This is a genomic window from Paenibacillus sp. W4I10 (genome assembly GCF_030816325.1).
Taxonomy (GTDB): Bacteria; Bacillota; Bacilli; order Paenibacillales; family Paenibacillaceae; genus Paenibacillus; species Paenibacillus amylolyticus_B.
Genome location: NZ_JAUSXX010000001.1, coordinates 4298762 through 4316667, shown reverse-complemented (window position 1 = coordinate 4316667; position 17906 = coordinate 4298762). Strand labels below are relative to the sequence as shown.

Below are 17906 nucleotides of genomic sequence, written 5' to 3'. Positions count from 1 at the left end.
GTGAATGTGAAAAGGGGAGAATCGTTTGGAATCAAAGCAACTATCTAGAGGGCTAAAGCCCCGCCATGTAGAGCTGATTGCACTCGGAGGTACAATCGGCGTTGGTTTGTTCATGGGATCGGCAAGTACGATCAAATGGGCAGGTCCATCCGTGCTGCTGGCTTATTTATTGGCTGGTATCGTTATCTTTTTTGTCATGCGCATTATGGGGGAAATGTTGATTCAGGAGCCGGTCACGGGTTCGTTTGCAACATTTGCTCACAAATATATTAGTCCGCTTGCCGGATTTCTGACAGCCTGGAGCTATTGGTTCCTGTGGGTTACGGTAGGTATGGCGGAAGTTACGGCGATTGGCATCTATGTCGGGTATTGGTTCCCGGATATTCCGCAGTGGCTGCCGGCACTTGCTGGGGTGCTGATCATTGCGGCAGCGAATCTGGCGGCGGTGAAGTTCTATGGGGAATTTGAATTCTGGTTTGCGATGATTAAGGTGACCGCTATTGTAGCCATGATTGTGATCGGAACCGGGCTCATCTTCTTCGGCTGGGGGAACGGAGGACAGCCAATCGGGCTGTCGAATCTGTTTAGCCATGGCGGATTCTTCCCTGGAGGCATCAAAGGTTTCCTATTTGCACTGTGTATCGTAACGGCTGCGTATCAGGGGGTGGAGATGGTTGGCATTACAGCAGGCGAAGCGGAGAATCCGAAATACACCTTGCGTAAAGCGATCAAAAATATCGTGTGGCGTATTCTTATTTTCTACGTCGGAGCTATATTTGTTATCGTAACCCTGTACCCTTGGAACGAGGTAGGCGAGACGGGTAGCCCGTTTGTGCTCACCTTTGCCAAAGTTGGTATTGTTGCTGCAGCGGGGATCATTAACTTTGTGGTACTCACGGCGGCCATGTCTGGATGCAACAGCGGGATCTACAGTGCAGGACGGATGTTATACACACTGGCTGAGAATGGGCAGGCACCTGCCTTTTTCAAAAAGCTGTCCAAAGGCGGGGTTCCCCGCAACAGTATCGTCATCACAATCTCCTTGCTGCTGATTGGGGTTGTGCTGAACTACCTGATGCCGGATTCCAAATTGTTCCTGTACATCTACAGTGCAAGTGTTCTTCCGGGTATGGTTCCATGGTTCGCGCTGGCGTTCAGCCAGTTCCGATTCAGAAAGCGTTGGGACAACGAGATGGCAGATCATAACTTCAAGTCCAAATGGTTCCCGATCAGCAATTACATTATCATCGTGTATCTTATCCTCGTCATCATCGGTATGGCGTTTAACCCGGATACTCGCTTGCCTCTGGTTGTTGGAGCTACGTTCATGGCCATCGTGGTGGCTGGTTATTTCGCATTTGGCATCGGAAAAAGACAACGGATAGATGGCGGCGAAGATCGCTAGTCTAATATTCAAAAATCAACTTATATCGTAATATCATACATGCATTCCTTGAAACGATTGGAGAACCTGAGGGTGATTCGGCGTCATTCAAGGAGTGCATTTTTTTTCTTAAAATGGTATGGGGTTAGGGGAGATTCAATACTAGAAGACTGTCAGGGAATTCGGGCGGGCTTAGTTTAAATAACGCCCAACTCGGTTACAAAGGAAAGAGTGCAACATTTAAGAAAACAACTTCTGTGATCGTATTGATCAATATAAATAACCAAGGAGGAATTGAACATGGCTAATCAAGACCAGCACACCATGCAAGATCCAACGACACAATATCCGAAGGCTACACCGGAGTGGAAACAGCAACAGGATGAGCCGGGGCTCCAGCGTGAGATGACCCCTGTTCCCGATGCGGGTGAGAAAAGTTATAAAGGCAGCGGACGTTTAACGGGACGCAAAGCAGTTGTGACCGGGGCTGACAGCGGAATTGGCCGGGCGGCAGCGATTGCGTTTGCCCGTGAAGGTGCAGATGTCGTTCTGGCCTATCTGCCGGAAGAGGAAGCAGATGCGCAGGAAGTTGTGAAGCTGATTGAGGAAGCCGGTCGCAAAGCGATCACGATGCCTGGTGACCTGAAGGATGAGAAATACTGTGAAGAACTCATTGAATCTGCGGTAAAAGAGCTTGGCGGGATTGATATCCTAGCTAACGTGGCAGGTAAACAGCAGTTTGTAGAGCAGATTGCGGATCTGACTACCGAGCAATTCGATGCAACGTTCAAAACAAATGTTTATTCCATGTTCTGGCTCTGCAAAGCAGCTGTGAAACACATGAAACCGGGCAGCTCCATTATCAACACATCATCCATTCAGGCGTACAAACCTTCGCCAATCCTGCTGGATTATGCGACAACGAAGGCAGCCATTAACACGTTCAGCAAAGCGCTGGCGCAACAGGTGGGTAGCAAAGGGATTCGTGTCAATGTTGTTGCACCAGGCCCGGTATGGACACCACTTCAGGTCGTGGGTGGACAACCAGTCGAGAAGCTGGCTGATTTCGGCTCCAATACACCGCTTGGTCGGGCAGGACAACCTGCCGAGATGGCTCCGTCATTTGTGTTCCTGGCAAGCCAGGAATCCAGCTATGTGAGCGGCGAGACATTGAATGCGAATGGTGGTACGGTTAGTCCGTAAACGTTGAATATAAAAGGCCTATGGATCATGACCAGCGATTATAGGCCAGTTAAACAAAGAACACCATTCCCTGTGCAGGTGAATGGTGTTCTTTGTTGTTATGTTATTTTTTTAAAATTATAAAGTTACTTCTGCTCTGGTTTCGGGTCCAGAATGGCATAACTGCCAAGCGTGGCCAATTGTGCTGTATTCAGAAGGGCTCCATCCACTGCAGCGAGGGCTTCGCCGGCAGCTGTCATCAGCTCATCAGAGTCAACAGGTGAGGCAAAACGGAGAATAACCCGGTTCTCTCCTTTTTTAAGTTCACTCTCAGCTTTGGTTTTGTACTCATTAATGGACGCGACTTCGAGGTCATTCTGCACATAATAATCATTGGCATCGCTCTCGCCATTAAACATCGCGAGCTCGGAATCAAGCCAATAATCTTGATCCGCTATCGTTTTCTGACTTGCAGCAGTCTCATCGTTAGCATTGTACAGGAAGTATGGGATGCCGGAGTTCGTCAGGTTGTTGGTGGCATCGACATGGAACCATTCGTTTCCGATTTTGACCTTGTTCCATGCATGTGGAACACCACTGGAAGAGCCCGTTACAACGATGCTTTCCAGTCCCGAGAGATCGGAGAGTAGTTTGTAAACGGAAGCATAGCTGGCACATACCCCGACACCTTTGACCAGAATGCCGTATGTGGTAAACGAGTCATTGAACTGCGGATCGACATTTTTGAAGTTGTTCTGCTCCGCATTTTCCAGCGCTGCATCATCATACTTCGCGTTATCGTTCAGATAATCGTAGATGGCTTTTCGTTTCTCGTCTTCGTTCATACCATCTTTAATGATAGAAGCCACGACTTCGTTCGCCTTGACAATAATCTCATCCTGTTTCTTTTGAATACCACTAGCCGATTCATTGTAATGGATGGAAAGGGTAAGCGTACCATAGTTGTATTCAAAACCTTCCACACCAAGAATCAATGGATTCTGGTACATCACTTTCAGAACAACATCTGAGAGTGTCGTGAAATTTTGAGCTTCGGGGAAAGCTTTTAACGAAATTTTATCTTGTGCCGCAATCATGTTTTTGGCTAAAACTTCTTCCAATGCGGAATCTGCATTGATCATTGCATCGCCTGTAGCAGGCTGAGGCACGGTTTCCTGATTACCTTGTTCTACATTTTGCTGTGTATTGGACTTCTGTTCATCTACCAGATTGTCTTCTTCAACTTCGGGAGCTGGAGCAGGTGTTTCATTGGAAGTTTCTTCAGAAGCCATATCTGAAGAATTATCAGAAGTATCATTAGAAGCCTCGGTGGATACCGGATCAGTTGCATCTTCTGACGTTCCAGTATCGGTTGCGGACTCTGTAGTTATAGATTCCACCGCCGGTTCTTCTTTTTCCGTTGCAGACGCAGGTGCATCATGATTGTTGATGATCGTTGGCACATCAGGCGCAGGGACGTAAGCTGTGTCATTCTTTGGTTCCACCAGTCCGTTGCTGGAATCGGCTACGGTTTGCTGAGCAAGTCTGTCCAGGTCTGCTTGAGTCACATTTTCTACGCGCACGTAACTTTTCAGAGCTGTTCCTTTAATATGAAAAGGAATATTCGTTTCATTGAACTCTGAAATCTCTACGCTTTTGGTATCATAAACAATGGTTTCACGGGCTAGAGATCCGTCATTGTACTCAACTGTTGTCTTCTGAGGAAGTACATCTATATTCTTTAATTTCTCCCTATACAATTGTTCTTTCAGAGATGTTGGTAACTGGGAAGCAAGCGGAGCTGTAGGGACACCTCTGCTAAAATTGGATTCTTTGCCCCCACCGATTGCAGTGACGTAATATTCTCCTCGTATACCATGGTTCTGAGTGGTAGTTATCATTTCATTATAAGTGCCTAGCCCGCCTTTTCCATCTCTCAAAAAATCATTGAAAGACGTCTCTGTTGTTACCGCAATATCTAAAGGTAGACTATTACTGAAAGCATCCTCTGCGCCAGTTAGAGGTACATTTGTATCAAAGTTGGTTAGGTCAGAACGTTTATAAATTTTATATTCGGTGGCACCTTCAACCTTGTCCCAGACCAACTTGAACCGTCTGTCTTTGTCAATTTCGTATCTTAAGTTGGGTACAGGTAACTCTGACTTCACTGTAAATGGAATAATGATGGGTTGATCAAGCAGTGTTAGCTTCTCAGCATCCGGATCATAATTCAGGCGAATGTAATAGATTGGGGCACCACCCCAAGAACTTTGATCCTTGTTCATCATGGAATCTGAACTTAAAACACCCCACCCAAGAGGTTTAATGGAAACACTATTGTCGTTTGTTTCTGGAATGGCATATACATCGCTTGCTTTGAGTGCTTTAATATCGGTATGTACACTAATAATGTCACTAGCTGACAGGTTACTTTTACGTAAATCTGCTTTAAACTTGAACGTAAATTCTTCATCCTGAGCTACATTGTACATCGGCATGATCGCTTGTTCCGATTCGGAGCCGTACTTCTGCTTCAAACTTAAAATAGTAGAACCTTCTACGACTTCTGTAGGATTATTCTCGGACGGACTGCTTTCCTGTTCATTACTCTGGCATCCAGCCAGTAACAGGGTGAGCGCAAACATAATGAAAAATAGACGTTTCATGATACACCGCTTTCTTGTTTTTCTGAGTTGCTCTAAATGCTACGTTTCTACACACCGAAAGATTATCAGATTTGGTTAAAACCCATACTCGAACCTCTTAACATCTAAACCTCCTATTAATTTCCTAATATCCTTTGCTAGTTTATGGTCATATTGACGCATTGTCAAGGTGAGAGGATAGGTTTTAAGTCCTGTATAACAATAGAACAGATGTAATTCCGTAGCTTGCGTTCCGTGTTAGAATACAAGAATTACTACATATTTATATATAAGCGGAACAATTGAATAGACTGGAGGGGCTCAGATGACAGCAGAACAGATTGTGAGAACCTTTTTTGAAGAGGTCCGATCAGGCAGAAATCCTGATTATGCAAGCAGGCTGATGGCGGAACAGGTACTGGCTCATCAAGTGATATCCGAAGATGAGGTCACGGTCACCCGAACACCTTCTGATTATGCAGATCATGTGCGAGAAATGATCGAAGCTTACGGGGAATTTTCACTCGAAATTCAAGAGATGCTGACGCAAGGTGATAAAGTCTATGTGCGCTGGAGACAAACAGGTACCCATATTGGCGAAGTGGACGGATACAGTCCAACCAACCTTCCGGTGATTGAAATTGCGAGTGCGGTATACCGAGTGGAAAACGAACGAATTGCAGAGTATTGGATACAGATCGACAGGTTGGGCATCGAGAAACAATTGGAACGTAATCAGAGCTGAGTTTCTCAGCTCTTTTTTAGTTTTCAGTTCTTCGAAAGCGTTCCCGTGTTATAATGAACAAAGTTGTATACAAGTTACCTAAAACGTTTTCTGTCTTTTAACTCCATAATCTGAAAGTGAGGTTCAGTGATGATTAAAGCAACGGAAGATAATCAGTATGTTGAACTAACCAGCCCGACAAGTTTACCGAAGGCATCCGGATTCCTTTGGAATGAAAAGATGATGATTCATGTGAATTGCCGGGGGTACGCGGTGGCCCAATTCATGCAGCCCGAACCTGCCAAATACTCGTATGCGCCCAACCTGGAAGCCAAGACGTTTATGCAACCGGAGCAGCCGTACTATGCCCACCATCCGGGACGGTTTATCTACATTAAAGATGAAGTAAGTGGCGAAATTTTCTCCGCCCCGTATGAACCAGTTCGCAAGCAGGCGGATAGCTATACGTTCGCTGTAGGCAAACACGATATTCACTGGAAAGTAATTCAGGACGACATTTGCATCGAGATGTCCCTGCGTCTGCCGAAGGAAGATGTCATGGAGCTGTGGCGTGTGAAGGTAACCAATCTGTCTTCGAGAAAACGCAAGCTGAGTATCTACCCGTATTATACGGTCGGTTATATGTCCTGGATGAACCAGTCCGGTTCATATGTGGAAGATTTGCAGGGCATTGTCTGCTCGGCGATTACGCCGTATCAGAAATATCAGGACTACAGCAAAATCAAAAACTATAGTGACAAAACCTATCTGCTTGCAGAACATCAACCGATCGCATGGGAAGTGAATCATGAGACTTTTGAAGGCGAAGGTGGACTTCATAATCCTTCCGCCCTTCAGTCGGAGACACTCGCTGGCGGAGATGCGCGTTATGAGACACCTGTGGCTGTATTGCAATACAGAGTAGATCTGGAAGCTGGTGCTGAGCAGGCCTACCGATTTATCTTTGGCCCGGCTCATGATGAGGCAGAGATTGAAGGCATTCGTCAGCATTATTTTGTGAAGCAGAATGAGGCAGGACAGGATGGTTTCACCGCAGCCGAGCAGGAGTATGCTGAGTATATTGCGGAAGGGCAAGGAAACATCCAGATCGAGACACCGGACAGCTGGCTGGATAATGTCGTGAATCACTGGCTACCTCGTCAGATGTATTATCACGGGAAAACAAACCGTCTATCGACCGATCCACAGACCCGGAATTATCTGCAGGATAATATGGGGATGAGTTACATTCAACCGCAGGTTGCGCGGGCTGCGTTCCTGACTGCATTGTCACAACAGCATATTAGCGGCGCCATGCCGGACGGAATTATTTTGCACCCCGACGCAGAATTGAAATATATTAACCAGATTCCTCATACCGATCACTGTATCTGGCTTCCGGTCTGTATGAAGACTTATCTGGATGAAACAAATGACTATAGCATTCTGGAGGAACAGGTTCCTTTTACAGACAGTGAACAGAAGGTTTCCGTACTGGAACATATGAATCTCGCGATGCGCTGGTTGATCCACGAGCGGGATGCGCGTGGGTTGAACTATATCAATCAGGGTGACTGGTGTGATCCGATGAACATGGTGGGATACAAAGGCAAAGGCGTATCCGGCTGGCTGACCATTGCAACGGCTTATGCATTTAATGTTTGGGCAGATCTTGCTGAACAGGCAGGGCATGCCGAGGTTGCAGCGGAATTCCGTCAGGAAGCCAATCAGACCAATGCGGTAGCGAATGAGTATCTGTGGGATGGGGACTGGTATGCGCGCGGCATTACGGATGATAACGTAGTGTTTGGTGTAAGCAAGGACGTGGAAGGACGCATCTATATTAATCCTCAGAGCTGGGCACTTATGAGCGGTGCTGCGGATCAGGAGAAACAGGAGAAGTTAATCCGTGCCGTAGAGGAGCAATTGGAGACGCCATATGGTATTGAGAAGCTCGCGCCGTCTTTCACAGCGATGCGGGAAGATGTAGGCCGTGTTACGCAGAAACATCCGGGAAGTGCGGAGAATGGTGCCGTGTACAATCACGCGGCGGCGTTCTATATTTACGCGTTGTACCTGGTGGGCGAGAAGGAGAAGGCGTATCGTTTGCTGCGTAAAATGATTCCGGGTCCTGATGGCGGGGATATTCTCCAGCGGGGTCAGCTACCCGTATTTATCCCGAATTATTATCGCGGAGCTTATCGTCAATTCCCACGTACAGCTGGGCGCTCCAGTCATCTGTTCAACACCGGCACAGTACCTTGGGTGTATCGCTGCCTGATCGACGGATTGTTTGGACTGCAAGGTCACGCGCAAGGACTTCAAGTGCGTCCGCAGTTGCCAGAAGATTGGAACGAGGCATCGGTTACGCGGTTGTTCCGCGGAGCTGAGCTGCATGTAAACATGAAGAAGGATGCAACTGTCCAGGCGATTGAAGTGCATGTTGACGGTCAACGAATTGCAGGCGACATCATCAAGAATATACAAGCCGGCATGAAATATGAGGTGTTGGTGAAGCTGCCTTTGTAGAAAGCGTAGAGAGTAACTGTTGTATGGTGTGGTGAGTTTTGGACAATTACGAAGTCGAATGAAAAACTGCCTTTCCTCTAATAGGAGGAGGGCAGTTTGTGCTTTCAGCTTGATCAGGACTCGTTCCATTCTTTGACTCTGTACCAGTAGCTATATATTTCCGAATAACCAAGCTTGGCGTAGAGCTTTAACGCAGGTACATTATTCGCAACCACTTGCAGGTAACTGGAGGTAGCACCTTGTTTTTTTGCCCAATGCAATAAATGCAGGATCATCTGTTCAGCAAGTCCCCGATTCCGGAAGTTAGCGTCTGTTATGATGTCATACAATCCAATATAGCCACGTTCGATTACACCAAATCCACAAGCGACGACCTGCCCGTCAATCAACAGCGAGATGAAACCTACCTTTGTCCGGATATTGTCCAACATAAGTTTCGTCGTTTCCCGTTGCAGATCATTCACCTTGTTCAGTCGGCAAAAGTGATCCAGCCACGCTGTGGTCAACTGTTCGTCGATCTGTACAGCTTGGTGCACAGGTTCTTTGATCTCTTCCAGACTCCGAGTCTGGATACGGGTCAGATCGACAACGCCATACCCTTTTTCTTGCAAAAGCTGGTCGAGATGATCCGGCTGAATAAACGGTGTGATTTTGAATATGGTATTTAACTGATTGGAAGCATATATGCGCTCACATTCCTCAATCTTTTCATGCACATCCAGAGTGGAGTAGTGGATCGGTTGAATGGAGTTGGCACGTTTGGTATATCCTTTGGCAAAACGTAGTACCCAGCCGTCATACAGTAAGGTGGACAAGGGTTGCCAGTGGTTAAGCGATATTTCTTCAATGGTTTTGTATTCTGAATCTATGGTATGCGTCATATCCAACCTCCGACTTTATGATTAAATAATAATACATAATAATGTATAAAAATACAACGCGGATAGATATATCGCCAAACAGTATGCATTATAGTCGGAGATGGTATACAATTTTGGTTGAAAGAATAACTTCAGAAGCGGAGCGCGTTATGTTAACTATAGAATTAAATAATCACAGTATTAACTGTCATATCGAATATGGCAAACGCAAGAAAGTTTCCATCACGATGGACTTGCCTTATATGGTAACGATCAAAGCACCCAATGGTACCAGTGAAGACATGATCCGGCAACTTGTGGAGCAGCATGGAGATGTAATTTTGAAGAAATCCGTTCTGATGCAGCGGGCGCTCGATGGTCCTCAAGCCAAGGAATACGAAGACGAAGGCAAAGGGAAGTTTTTGCTTTTTGGCAAGGAACACGCATTACATGAATTAATTCCTGTAGAGGGACTTACAGAAGAAGAGCTGCGAGCGAATCTGAAGAAGTTTTATTTTGCCGAGTGTAAACGCATGATTGGGGAGCGCATTGGACGTTATCAGCAGGAGTTGAAAGTGAAGCCAAAGTCGATAGAGATTGTAGATTCCCCCACCAAATGGGGCAGTTGCAGCTGGGATAAAAAGCTTACGTTCAATTATCGCCTGGCGATGGCACCACTGGAAGTGATCGATTATGTCATCATTCATGAACTTTGCCATATTCACCACATGAATCATGATCGCTCCTTCTGGCGGCGTATTGGCAGCATCATGCCGGATTACAAAACTAAAGAAGATTACCTGATGCGAAATGGACGGGCCATGACGTTGTAATTTCAGGCTTAAGCTTTCACTTGGATACGATAGTTTCCTCATTATCATTCGTGAAATCAGCGAGAGTCCCACTGTTGCAGTGAGTGCTTCGCGGATTTTTGTTGTGTCTATCGATACAGTACTTTCAAGTGATGGGATTAACATTTCAAATTGCATGAAAATAGCTGTCCCGCTCGTCCATTTGAAGTACAATATAAGCAAATATGCCCGTACCACGAATTCATTGCTATATCCGTGGTGGAAGGAGTCCAAAATGGCTGAAAGTAACCATTATTCGGTGCTGGTAGATGAATATATCTCGGAGTTTGCACCCGATGTACAGGTGAGATTACAGGCGTTAAGACAGATTATTCGCGAGTCGGCTCCAAACGCCGAAGAGAAGATCAGCTACAAGATGCCCACGTATGCGCAGCATGGGAATCTGGTTCATTTTGCTGCATACCAGCATCATATCGGGTTTTATCCTGCTCCAAGTGGAATTCTGGCTTTCAAGGAGGAGCTCTCCAAGTATAAAGGCGCCAAGGGATCTGTGCAGTTTCCGCTGGATCAGCCATTGCCGGAGGATCTGATTCGCCGGATTGTGGAGTTTCGGGTGAAAGAAAATGTGGAAATCGCGCTGGAAAAGAAACGCAAAATTAAAAAGGCCGAGAATTGATCTTCAACAATTAGCTAATACCTTACCCTGTACTTCTCAAAAAATGGACCTATAGACCGTTACCTTATCGAAGGGACGGCCTTTTTCTGTTTGTATACACATACTGATCTGCACCGATTGCAAGCGTTACTTCCTTTCAGCGATTTTTCAGCCAGAGCCATTATAATACTCACGGAATCCTGTAATCGAAAAGGAGTTTTCGCATGTCTAAGGTGCTGCATAAGTCGTTTTATCTCATTTTGCTCGTGTTTGTTGCGGTGTTTATTGCCTCGTCCTTGTTGGTTCGGGCACAGTACAACTACGCCTTGTATGGGGACAATCCCATTTTGGGCATGCAGCAGTGGAGTGTTTTTCTCCCGGTCATTCTTTTACTTCTTGGTTCAGGTGTCGGGTTATATGTTCTGTGTCTGAAACTGAACAAATACAGCCCGAAGGTTGTTATTCCGATTGTGCTGTTATGTTCTCTGGTCATTCAGGTCATCATCATTTTTGTATTTCCGAGAGTGCCCACCGATGATTCACAGACCGTTCTTTCACTCGCCATGAACATGCTGTACGACCAAGACTACTCGTCGTTTGAAACGGGTGGTTATCTGCACATGTTCCCGTTTAACTACTCGATCGTGCTGTACCTGAAGACATTGCTGTACCTGTTCCCGGACAACTATCTGGTCATCAAACTATTTAATATTTTGTTTTCAACATTAACGACGTTCATGATTTATCTTATCTACAAACAAGTGAACGACAGATCCACGGAACGTGATTACGGTGTGTTGATCTTTGCAGCGACGTACCTGCCTTCCCTGTTCCTGAACAACCTGATCTATAACGATGTGATTGCCACAGCATTTCTGACATCATGCCTATACTACTTAATTCGTTTTGTACGTGAAAAGTCTTGGAAAACAATCGTCATTGCCGCCGTTTTTCTCGCGATGGGCAACTACTTCCGAAGCATCGGCGTAATCGTGCTAATCGCTGCCATTATGTATATCCTGTTGAATATGCGGAGCATCGGAATGAAGAAAGTCATCATTTCCATCGGTGTGCTAGGTATGTTGTTTAATGTACCAACCTGGACTCAGAATGCGGTTCTTCAATCCTCCGGTGCAGTGAGCGAACCTGTTGGAGAGAATGCAGCACCGGTCTACATGTGGCTGAATATGGGGATTAATCTGGAGCGTTTTGGCTTCTGGGACAATATGGAGAGTTATCAGATCTATCAGAGGCAGGCCAACTACAATAAGGTTGAAGGCGCAGATTTGTTCAAACAAGAGATTGGCAACAAGCTGTCTGAAGCAAGTGCGAGTGAATTGGTGCAGATGTATTACAAAAAGATTATATGGACCTGGACCGAGGGGACATACCAGATGGACCGCTACGGAATCGGCAATGAAAGTTCCATCGGTGCCGGAAGAGGAAGGGGAGGTGGAATCGCAGGCTCCTATAGTTATAACAATGCGATAACAGAACTGTTGCAAGGGGATTCGGCTTATCGGACGGGTTTACTCTGGATCGTATATGTGATGAATTTCCTGATGTACTGTTTTATTTTCATCCGGTTGGTCGGTGGAATTCGTCGTAAACGGTATGATGAAGTTTCATTGATCCTGGTCATTCTCGGATTCATCGGTTTTTATATTCTGTGGGAGATTAAGTCCAGATACATCTACCCTGTATATCCAATGTTGGTTGTGCTGTCCTATATGGGGTTCAAAGATACGTATGACTTCATATTCCATCGTAAAGGTACCTTGGAGAGATATTCCCTGAGAAAAAGGTGATCATATGCGAAAAAATAAATATTTCACATCGGTTACAATACTCCTTTTGCTGGGGTGCTCGGTTATGTTTACGGCCTGCGATGTGATAACCGCCCAGAGTATTACCAAGACCAGTTCTGTGCAAGGCATGAACGGTGGCACTATGCCGAATGGTGGTGGCCTGGGAATGAATGTAGGAACACCGAGAGGTGGAAGGGGCACCCCGGGCATGAATGATCAAACAGGCAGTCCTGGAATGACGCAAGGGATGATGAATGCCGACATTACGGGTAGAGTCATCTCCGTGAATGGAAACACAGTTACGCTGGCGTTACTTGAGGTGCAGGCCAACTCATCCCCAAGCATGGAATGGAAGGATACTGGAATGGAGATGAAATTGAATATAGGTGATGATGTTGCTATCACTGAAGGCATGGGAACGCCGCGCTCGGGCAATTCCAGCCCACGTGCGAATTCGTCCATTCAAGTGTCTGATCTTCAAAAAGAAAACATCGTGATGGTGTGGTATAAGGACAACACCGAGACGGTTGAACGGGTGATGGTTGTCCAGTAAAAAATGATGGGAGTATCGTCATTTGTAATTGCTTACATTTGGCTTATCGGCTATTATGGTAACAACTGGTTTTTTGAAGGGAGTGAGCGTCATGAAACGACGGTCTAAGATGGTATGTTCTATTACTACAATGAAGGTAAGCATAAACTGAATAATTCCGGCAGATCATCCAGATATAGTGTGGGACACATCCAGTTTCCCAGTCGATCTGAGATCTGCTGATATATAGGGATATAACTGCTCATTTTTTCTGGCGTATGTGAGGTTTATTTGCTTGTGCAAATTTCTCATACACTCAGAATCTTTAAAAGCCGCAGGCATAGCCTGCGGCTTTTTGCGCGCAAAAATAGACATTCGTTGCCTAGAAGCAATGCCCATGAAACGACCAAAGGAGAAATGCCCATGTTAAATTTAAAATATTTATTTCAAAATAATGATCTTGCCGAGATGATTCTAAAGAATTGGAGTTATGATCCTGAGTCGCTGGACATGTTTCAGTATTATCGTATATCCTCCAATGCCGTGTATCCGTTCAGAGATCAGGGGGAAGTGAGATTACTTCGATTTGCTCCGGTAGAGGAAAAAAATCAAGTCAACCTTAGCGCGGAATTGGAGTTCCTCCGTTATCTTCGAACGAATCAGTATGGAGCCATGGAGGTGGTACCTTCTCATTCAGGAACAGAACTTGTAGAAGCTCATACGCCATGGGGAACGTACTATGCTTCCGTATTCAAGCGAGTCCCCGGATCACAGTTAGGAAGTATTGATTTGAATGACTCCATCCTGTACAGCTATGGTCAGGCGTTGGGTGAGCTGCATCATTTATCACGTACATTCATGCCTGAGCAGAAGGAGAAACGCTGGACCTATACGGATGTTTTGGATTGGATGCAGGAGATCCTGAAGGGTTTTCCTGGTGAAAGGGCTGCTCTGAACGAGGTGGAGTTTCTCCGAACATATTTTGCGACTTGGCCGATGACCCAGCAAAATTTCGGACTCATCCACTACGATTTTGAATTGGATAATGTCTTCTATGATGAAGGTAGCCAGTCTTGTTATGCCATTGATTTTGATGACTCGATGTATCACTGGTACGCAATGGACGTGGAACAGAGTCTGGATAGTTTACGTGAGGAGATCGAGCCTGAACAATGGGAGCAGAAGAAGCAATTGTTCCTGAACGGGTATTGGTCCAAGGCGGGAGAACGTTATGATCTGGGGAGTATGTTCCCCGCTTGTCGCCGTTTTGCCAACTTGTACGGTTATGTGCGTATGCTTCGATCTGTTGCAGAGCAGTGGTCACATGAGCCGGAGTGGATGAGCGGACTAAGAGCGAGGTTAGAGAGGATAATGACAGAAAAGGCAGAGCAATTCGGTCATCCGATTTAATTTCTAATGCAGCCAGACGCTTCTTCAATTCCATAAAAATATGTCATGTTCACACCAAAAATAATATGTTTCGAGAAAAAACAAACCAGCTGGGAATTCAATGTAGAATTCCTAAGCTGGTTTTTACATGTTACTCGGTATAATCACTTATCGCAGTACGCCCTGCTTCTACACTGATCCAGTAGGAATAATCTTCGCGCACGTCCACATAGAGGTTAAGTTCCTTCGCATCAAGGTTACTTACCGTTAGTTTAAAATTGCCATAGGCATCTGTTGTAACCTGCTGCGTCTGGATGTGCTCTACAGCAGGCGAAGGACCATGGATTTTGATCGGCATCGTCTGGTTGGCATACGCCGGGAACGTGCCTTGAAGGACCAGCGTGTGATCGGCAGAATATACTGCTTTCATGGTCTGATCCGGTAGTCCGCCGTTCTTTTCATTCTCGGTAGCTTCAGTGGCATTCTTCGGTCTGCTCCATAGTTCGAAGCCTTTTTCCTTCAGGTTCTGGAGGAAAACAACGGCCTCTGCCCGGGTCAAGGATTCTTGTCCCGCATAACCTTGCACCGTAGCTGCAGTTTTGCCTGAAGAGTATCCCATGTCCAGCAGATACCGGATGGCATCTTCATCCTGGGTATAATTTTTACCGCCAAGACCTGATACGATTACGGCTACTTCTGTTCGGTTTAAGGCATGATTGCGCATCTTCGGATTCTGTTTGCTGGCATCCAGATTCAGATTCAACGCGGAAGCAGAGGTATAATAACGATCACTCCAGATGTTTCCTTTGACAGCTTGTCCCTCCACAGCATCGATGCTCTGAATGACATGAGAATTCGCATACAGCTTGAACAACATAGAGAGGAATTCGGCTTCACTTACCTGATTATTGGGTTTGAACGTGCCATCCTCGTATCCACTGACCATCTCCTGTTGAACGGCCCATTGAATGGCATCCTTTGCCCAATGTGTGCGGATATCACTTAATTGGGGGATTCCCGTTACCGTAACAGAGACAACCACTTCTTTCCCTTCAAAACGAATCCGAATTTCGGCTTTACCGGTCTGAAGTCCAATGATTTTACCATCCTTGATGGCAATGCGATCTGACGTGGTGGTGAAGGAAACGTTAGACTGTGGAGCATAGGATGTTCCGTTATCATTCACGGCAGTGATTGAAGGCAGATCAATCTGTTCTCCTGCTCGGACTTTCAGGTTTGGTTGTCCTGGCGTTATACGGGTAAGTGTTGTATCTTGAACACCGTCCACATGGAAGAAATGTGTGGAGTATGAGATTTCCGCTGCTGTACCGTTCTTCTTTTGCAGACCGGTAATTCGAATGTTGAACGTATCGCCGTTTTTTAACAATTGCACATCGTCGGGACGGAAGATGATGGCGTAGCCATATCCATATCCACCTGTCTCTACATTGAAATAGGCTTGATTAAACCATTGTTTATCCGCAGGGTCCACGTTGTAATAACCGGTTGGAAAGCCAGTGTTCTGGTTCTTGGCATTAAAGGTCCATGTACGTTGATCGGAAGTTCGAGTCATCTCGACCTGTACCTCAGACAGTGATGGCTTCGCGAATACATCTGTATTCAGTTGAACAGACCAGGCCTGTGTACTGCCAAAGGCTTCGATTGGAAAAGCTCCCTGATTCGGGAACAGGCTGTAGTTGAACGAAGTTCCCCCCGTTCTGCTTTTATCAAATACCTGCATGGCACTATAGTACTGATCATATGTCTTGCCTGCTTCACTACGAGTGGCAAGTCCAAATCCGATTCGTTGCAGTTGTGGGCTCAAGATCCAGCGCCGGTGACCGAGTCGATCAATATTGGAGGCATCTGAATCATTCATGTAGGCCTGAATGCTTTTTGTCAGGACGTTATTCTTGGCACTGCTGGTAACGTAAAGATTGGAGCTGCTGGCAGATTTTGAACCGATGTCAAAGAAATCCTTTGGCATATCTCCTGGCTGCTCTGGATAATGGGATAGGTAACCACCTGTGGAGACCACAACAGCCCCATGCTGGGCTTGACGATTCAATGTCGGGTCAAGCACAAGATCGCCCTGTAGCCCCGTGATAAAACGATAAAAGTTGGCTGCGTTCAGCCCTTGTTCCAGATAGGCGTCACTTACCACACCAGCAGAGTAGGGAGCACTTGTCGAAGGTGTCTTTGTATACAGGGGAGATGTATCATTGCCATTCATCCACTGATTCCACTTTTGGACAATTTCCTGCTGACTTCGCTCTGGCAGCAAACTATCGATCTGTTCCGCATGTGCCGCTTGAGCACCCCATAACAGAAACAGCAGCCCTGCCAAGGGCAGGGTGAACAGTGAATGCATTTTATTTTTCCGGTAAACCATGTTTCCAACCCCTCTCATATCTGAACGTACGAAGAACATCTGCATGTTCAGCATTATGCTATATTCATCGACATTACAGCTGGTTTTGCTTAGAGCCAGGCATGGGAGCAATAAGGCCGAGCGTGCGAAGGAGGGTGTTTGAATGAGCAGAATTGGTGGTTCATTTGTTGAAAAAAGAGCACAGGCCAGCCCCACTGATACGGGACAGCCTATGCTCTTTCTACATATGTATCTGCTTTTTAGTCGAGACTCAGGTCGAAATCAGGCTCACACATATAATCTAATGGGTACAGATCATCTCGTGCCGAGATTAATGCACGGAAATGCAGATCCCTGATACCGTGCTCAGTCGCACTTTCATCTGAGCGATTGGAGACAAGTTCAGCTACCACAAAAACGTCTTCTGCGAGGTTACATTTAAAAAGAACATTTTTCGGATGAATGACTTCCTCCAGGTAACTGTACGTCATCACGTGAAATGTTTGTCCGCGCCAGTTTGTCTTGATCACTTTATAAGACTGTGTTCGCACCAGATCCAAATAACGCTCCAGCTGGGACGTATGTTCAAATTGCGTAATATAACCTTTTTTATCTACATCAATCGTAAACTCGACATCATAGCTCACATGCATTTCATCTTTATAAGTTCCGTTCATGACCTTCATGGCGTCAAAGTGTGATCCGAATTCCTGATCTTCCACATAGGGAATGGTAACGAGTTCGGGGTCAACATAATCTGTGATCTTGCTATTCATGGATGGTGCGCTGTAATACTTCGATGGCTGAAGATCAATCGATCCAATCATGCTTCCAGGAAAACCGGGGCTGCAAGTTATTCGCATAGTCATCTCCTTAGTTGTTGGTCAGTAGTTAGACGAACGAGTAAGAATAAAGTTGCACCAGAATAAGGAAACTAAGGATGAATCCAGTAGTTAGCATGCCTTAGAAAATTTGGATTTGAGCCAATTTATTAATACTTCTTTTTTGAAATCTT

The 17906-nt window shown here is 45.8% G+C and carries 13 protein-coding genes; 9 read left to right on the top strand and 4 right to left on the bottom strand.

Annotated elements, in window-relative coordinates:
* Positions 1-25: 25 nt before the first annotated feature.
* Positions 26-1405 carry an amino acid permease gene (locus QF049_RS19365; RefSeq protein WP_307539830.1) on the top strand — a complete coding sequence of 460 codons (1380 nt, stop codon included), beginning with the start codon at positions 26-28 and terminating at the stop codon, positions 1403-1405.
* Between the two features lie 279 nt (positions 1406-1684).
* Positions 1685-2587 (top strand): SDR family oxidoreductase, encoded by a 903-nt coding sequence (locus QF049_RS19360; protein ID WP_307539828.1) that lies wholly within the window; start codon positions 1685-1687, stop codon positions 2585-2587.
* A 125-nt stretch (positions 2588-2712) separates the two neighbouring features.
* On the opposite strand, the gene QF049_RS19355 is transcribed toward QF049_RS19360, so the two are convergent.
* Complete coding sequence (locus tag QF049_RS19355) at positions 2713-5232, bottom strand: transglutaminase domain-containing protein (protein ID WP_307539826.1); 2520 nt, start codon at positions 5230-5232, stop codon at positions 2713-2715.
* Between the two features lie 304 nt (positions 5233-5536).
* On the opposite strand from QF049_RS19355, the gene QF049_RS19350 reads away from it, so the two are divergent.
* On the top strand, positions 5537-5956 hold the full coding sequence (locus tag QF049_RS19350) for an ester cyclase (protein ID WP_307539824.1): 420 nt from the start codon (positions 5537-5539) through the stop codon (positions 5954-5956).
* Positions 5957-6085: 129 nt separating this feature from the next.
* Positions 6086-8464: a GH36-type glycosyl hydrolase domain-containing protein gene (locus QF049_RS19345; protein WP_307539822.1), complete on the top strand. Its 2379-nt coding sequence runs from the start codon at positions 6086-6088 to the stop codon at positions 8462-8464.
* A 113-nt stretch (positions 8465-8577) separates the two neighbouring features.
* On the opposite strand, the gene QF049_RS19340 is transcribed toward QF049_RS19345, so the two are convergent.
* Positions 8578-9345, bottom strand: a complete 768-nt coding sequence (locus tag QF049_RS19340) for a GNAT family N-acetyltransferase (RefSeq protein WP_307539820.1) — start codon at positions 9343-9345, stop codon at positions 8578-8580.
* 149 nt (positions 9346-9494) lie between these two features.
* Between QF049_RS19340 and QF049_RS19335 the strand changes: the two genes are divergently transcribed.
* The 5 genes from QF049_RS19335 to QF049_RS19315 all read left to right on the top strand — a co-directional run bounded on the left by QF049_RS19335 (position 9495) and on the right by QF049_RS19315 (position 14541).
* Positions 9495-10157 carry a M48 family metallopeptidase gene (locus QF049_RS19335; protein WP_307539818.1) on the top strand — a complete coding sequence of 221 codons (663 nt, stop codon included), beginning with the start codon at positions 9495-9497 and terminating at the stop codon, positions 10155-10157.
* A 253-nt stretch (positions 10158-10410) separates the two neighbouring features.
* A complete protein-coding gene (locus QF049_RS19330) occupies positions 10411-10812 on the top strand; it encodes an iron chaperone (RefSeq protein ID WP_307539816.1) in 402 nt (133 codons plus the stop codon).
* Positions 10813-11015: 203 nt separating this feature from the next.
* Entirely contained in the window at positions 11016-12599 is a 1584-nt protein-coding gene (locus QF049_RS19325; RefSeq protein WP_307539814.1) for a glycosyltransferase family 39 protein, read from the top strand.
* A 4-nt stretch (positions 12600-12603) separates the two neighbouring features.
* Entirely contained in the window at positions 12604-13152 is a 549-nt protein-coding gene (locus QF049_RS19320; RefSeq protein WP_307539813.1) for a hypothetical protein, read from the top strand.
* Between the two features lie 402 nt (positions 13153-13554).
* Positions 13555-14541, top strand: a complete 987-nt coding sequence (locus tag QF049_RS19315; protein ID WP_307539812.1) for a phosphotransferase enzyme family protein — start codon at positions 13555-13557, stop codon at positions 14539-14541.
* Positions 14542-14671: 130 nt separating this feature from the next.
* Here QF049_RS19315 and QF049_RS19310 read toward each other — a convergent pair whose 3' ends face one another.
* Together QF049_RS19310 and QF049_RS19305 are read right to left on the bottom strand one after the other, a co-directional pair.
* On the bottom strand, positions 14672-16912 hold the full coding sequence (locus QF049_RS19310; RefSeq protein ID WP_307539810.1) for an S-layer homology domain-containing protein: 2241 nt from the start codon (positions 16910-16912) through the stop codon (positions 14672-14674).
* Positions 16913-17151: 239 nt separating this feature from the next.
* Positions 17152-17718, bottom strand: a complete 567-nt coding sequence (locus tag QF049_RS19305; protein WP_307539808.1) for a hypothetical protein — start codon at positions 17716-17718, stop codon at positions 17152-17154.
* Between the last annotated feature and the right edge of the window lie 188 nt (positions 17719-17906).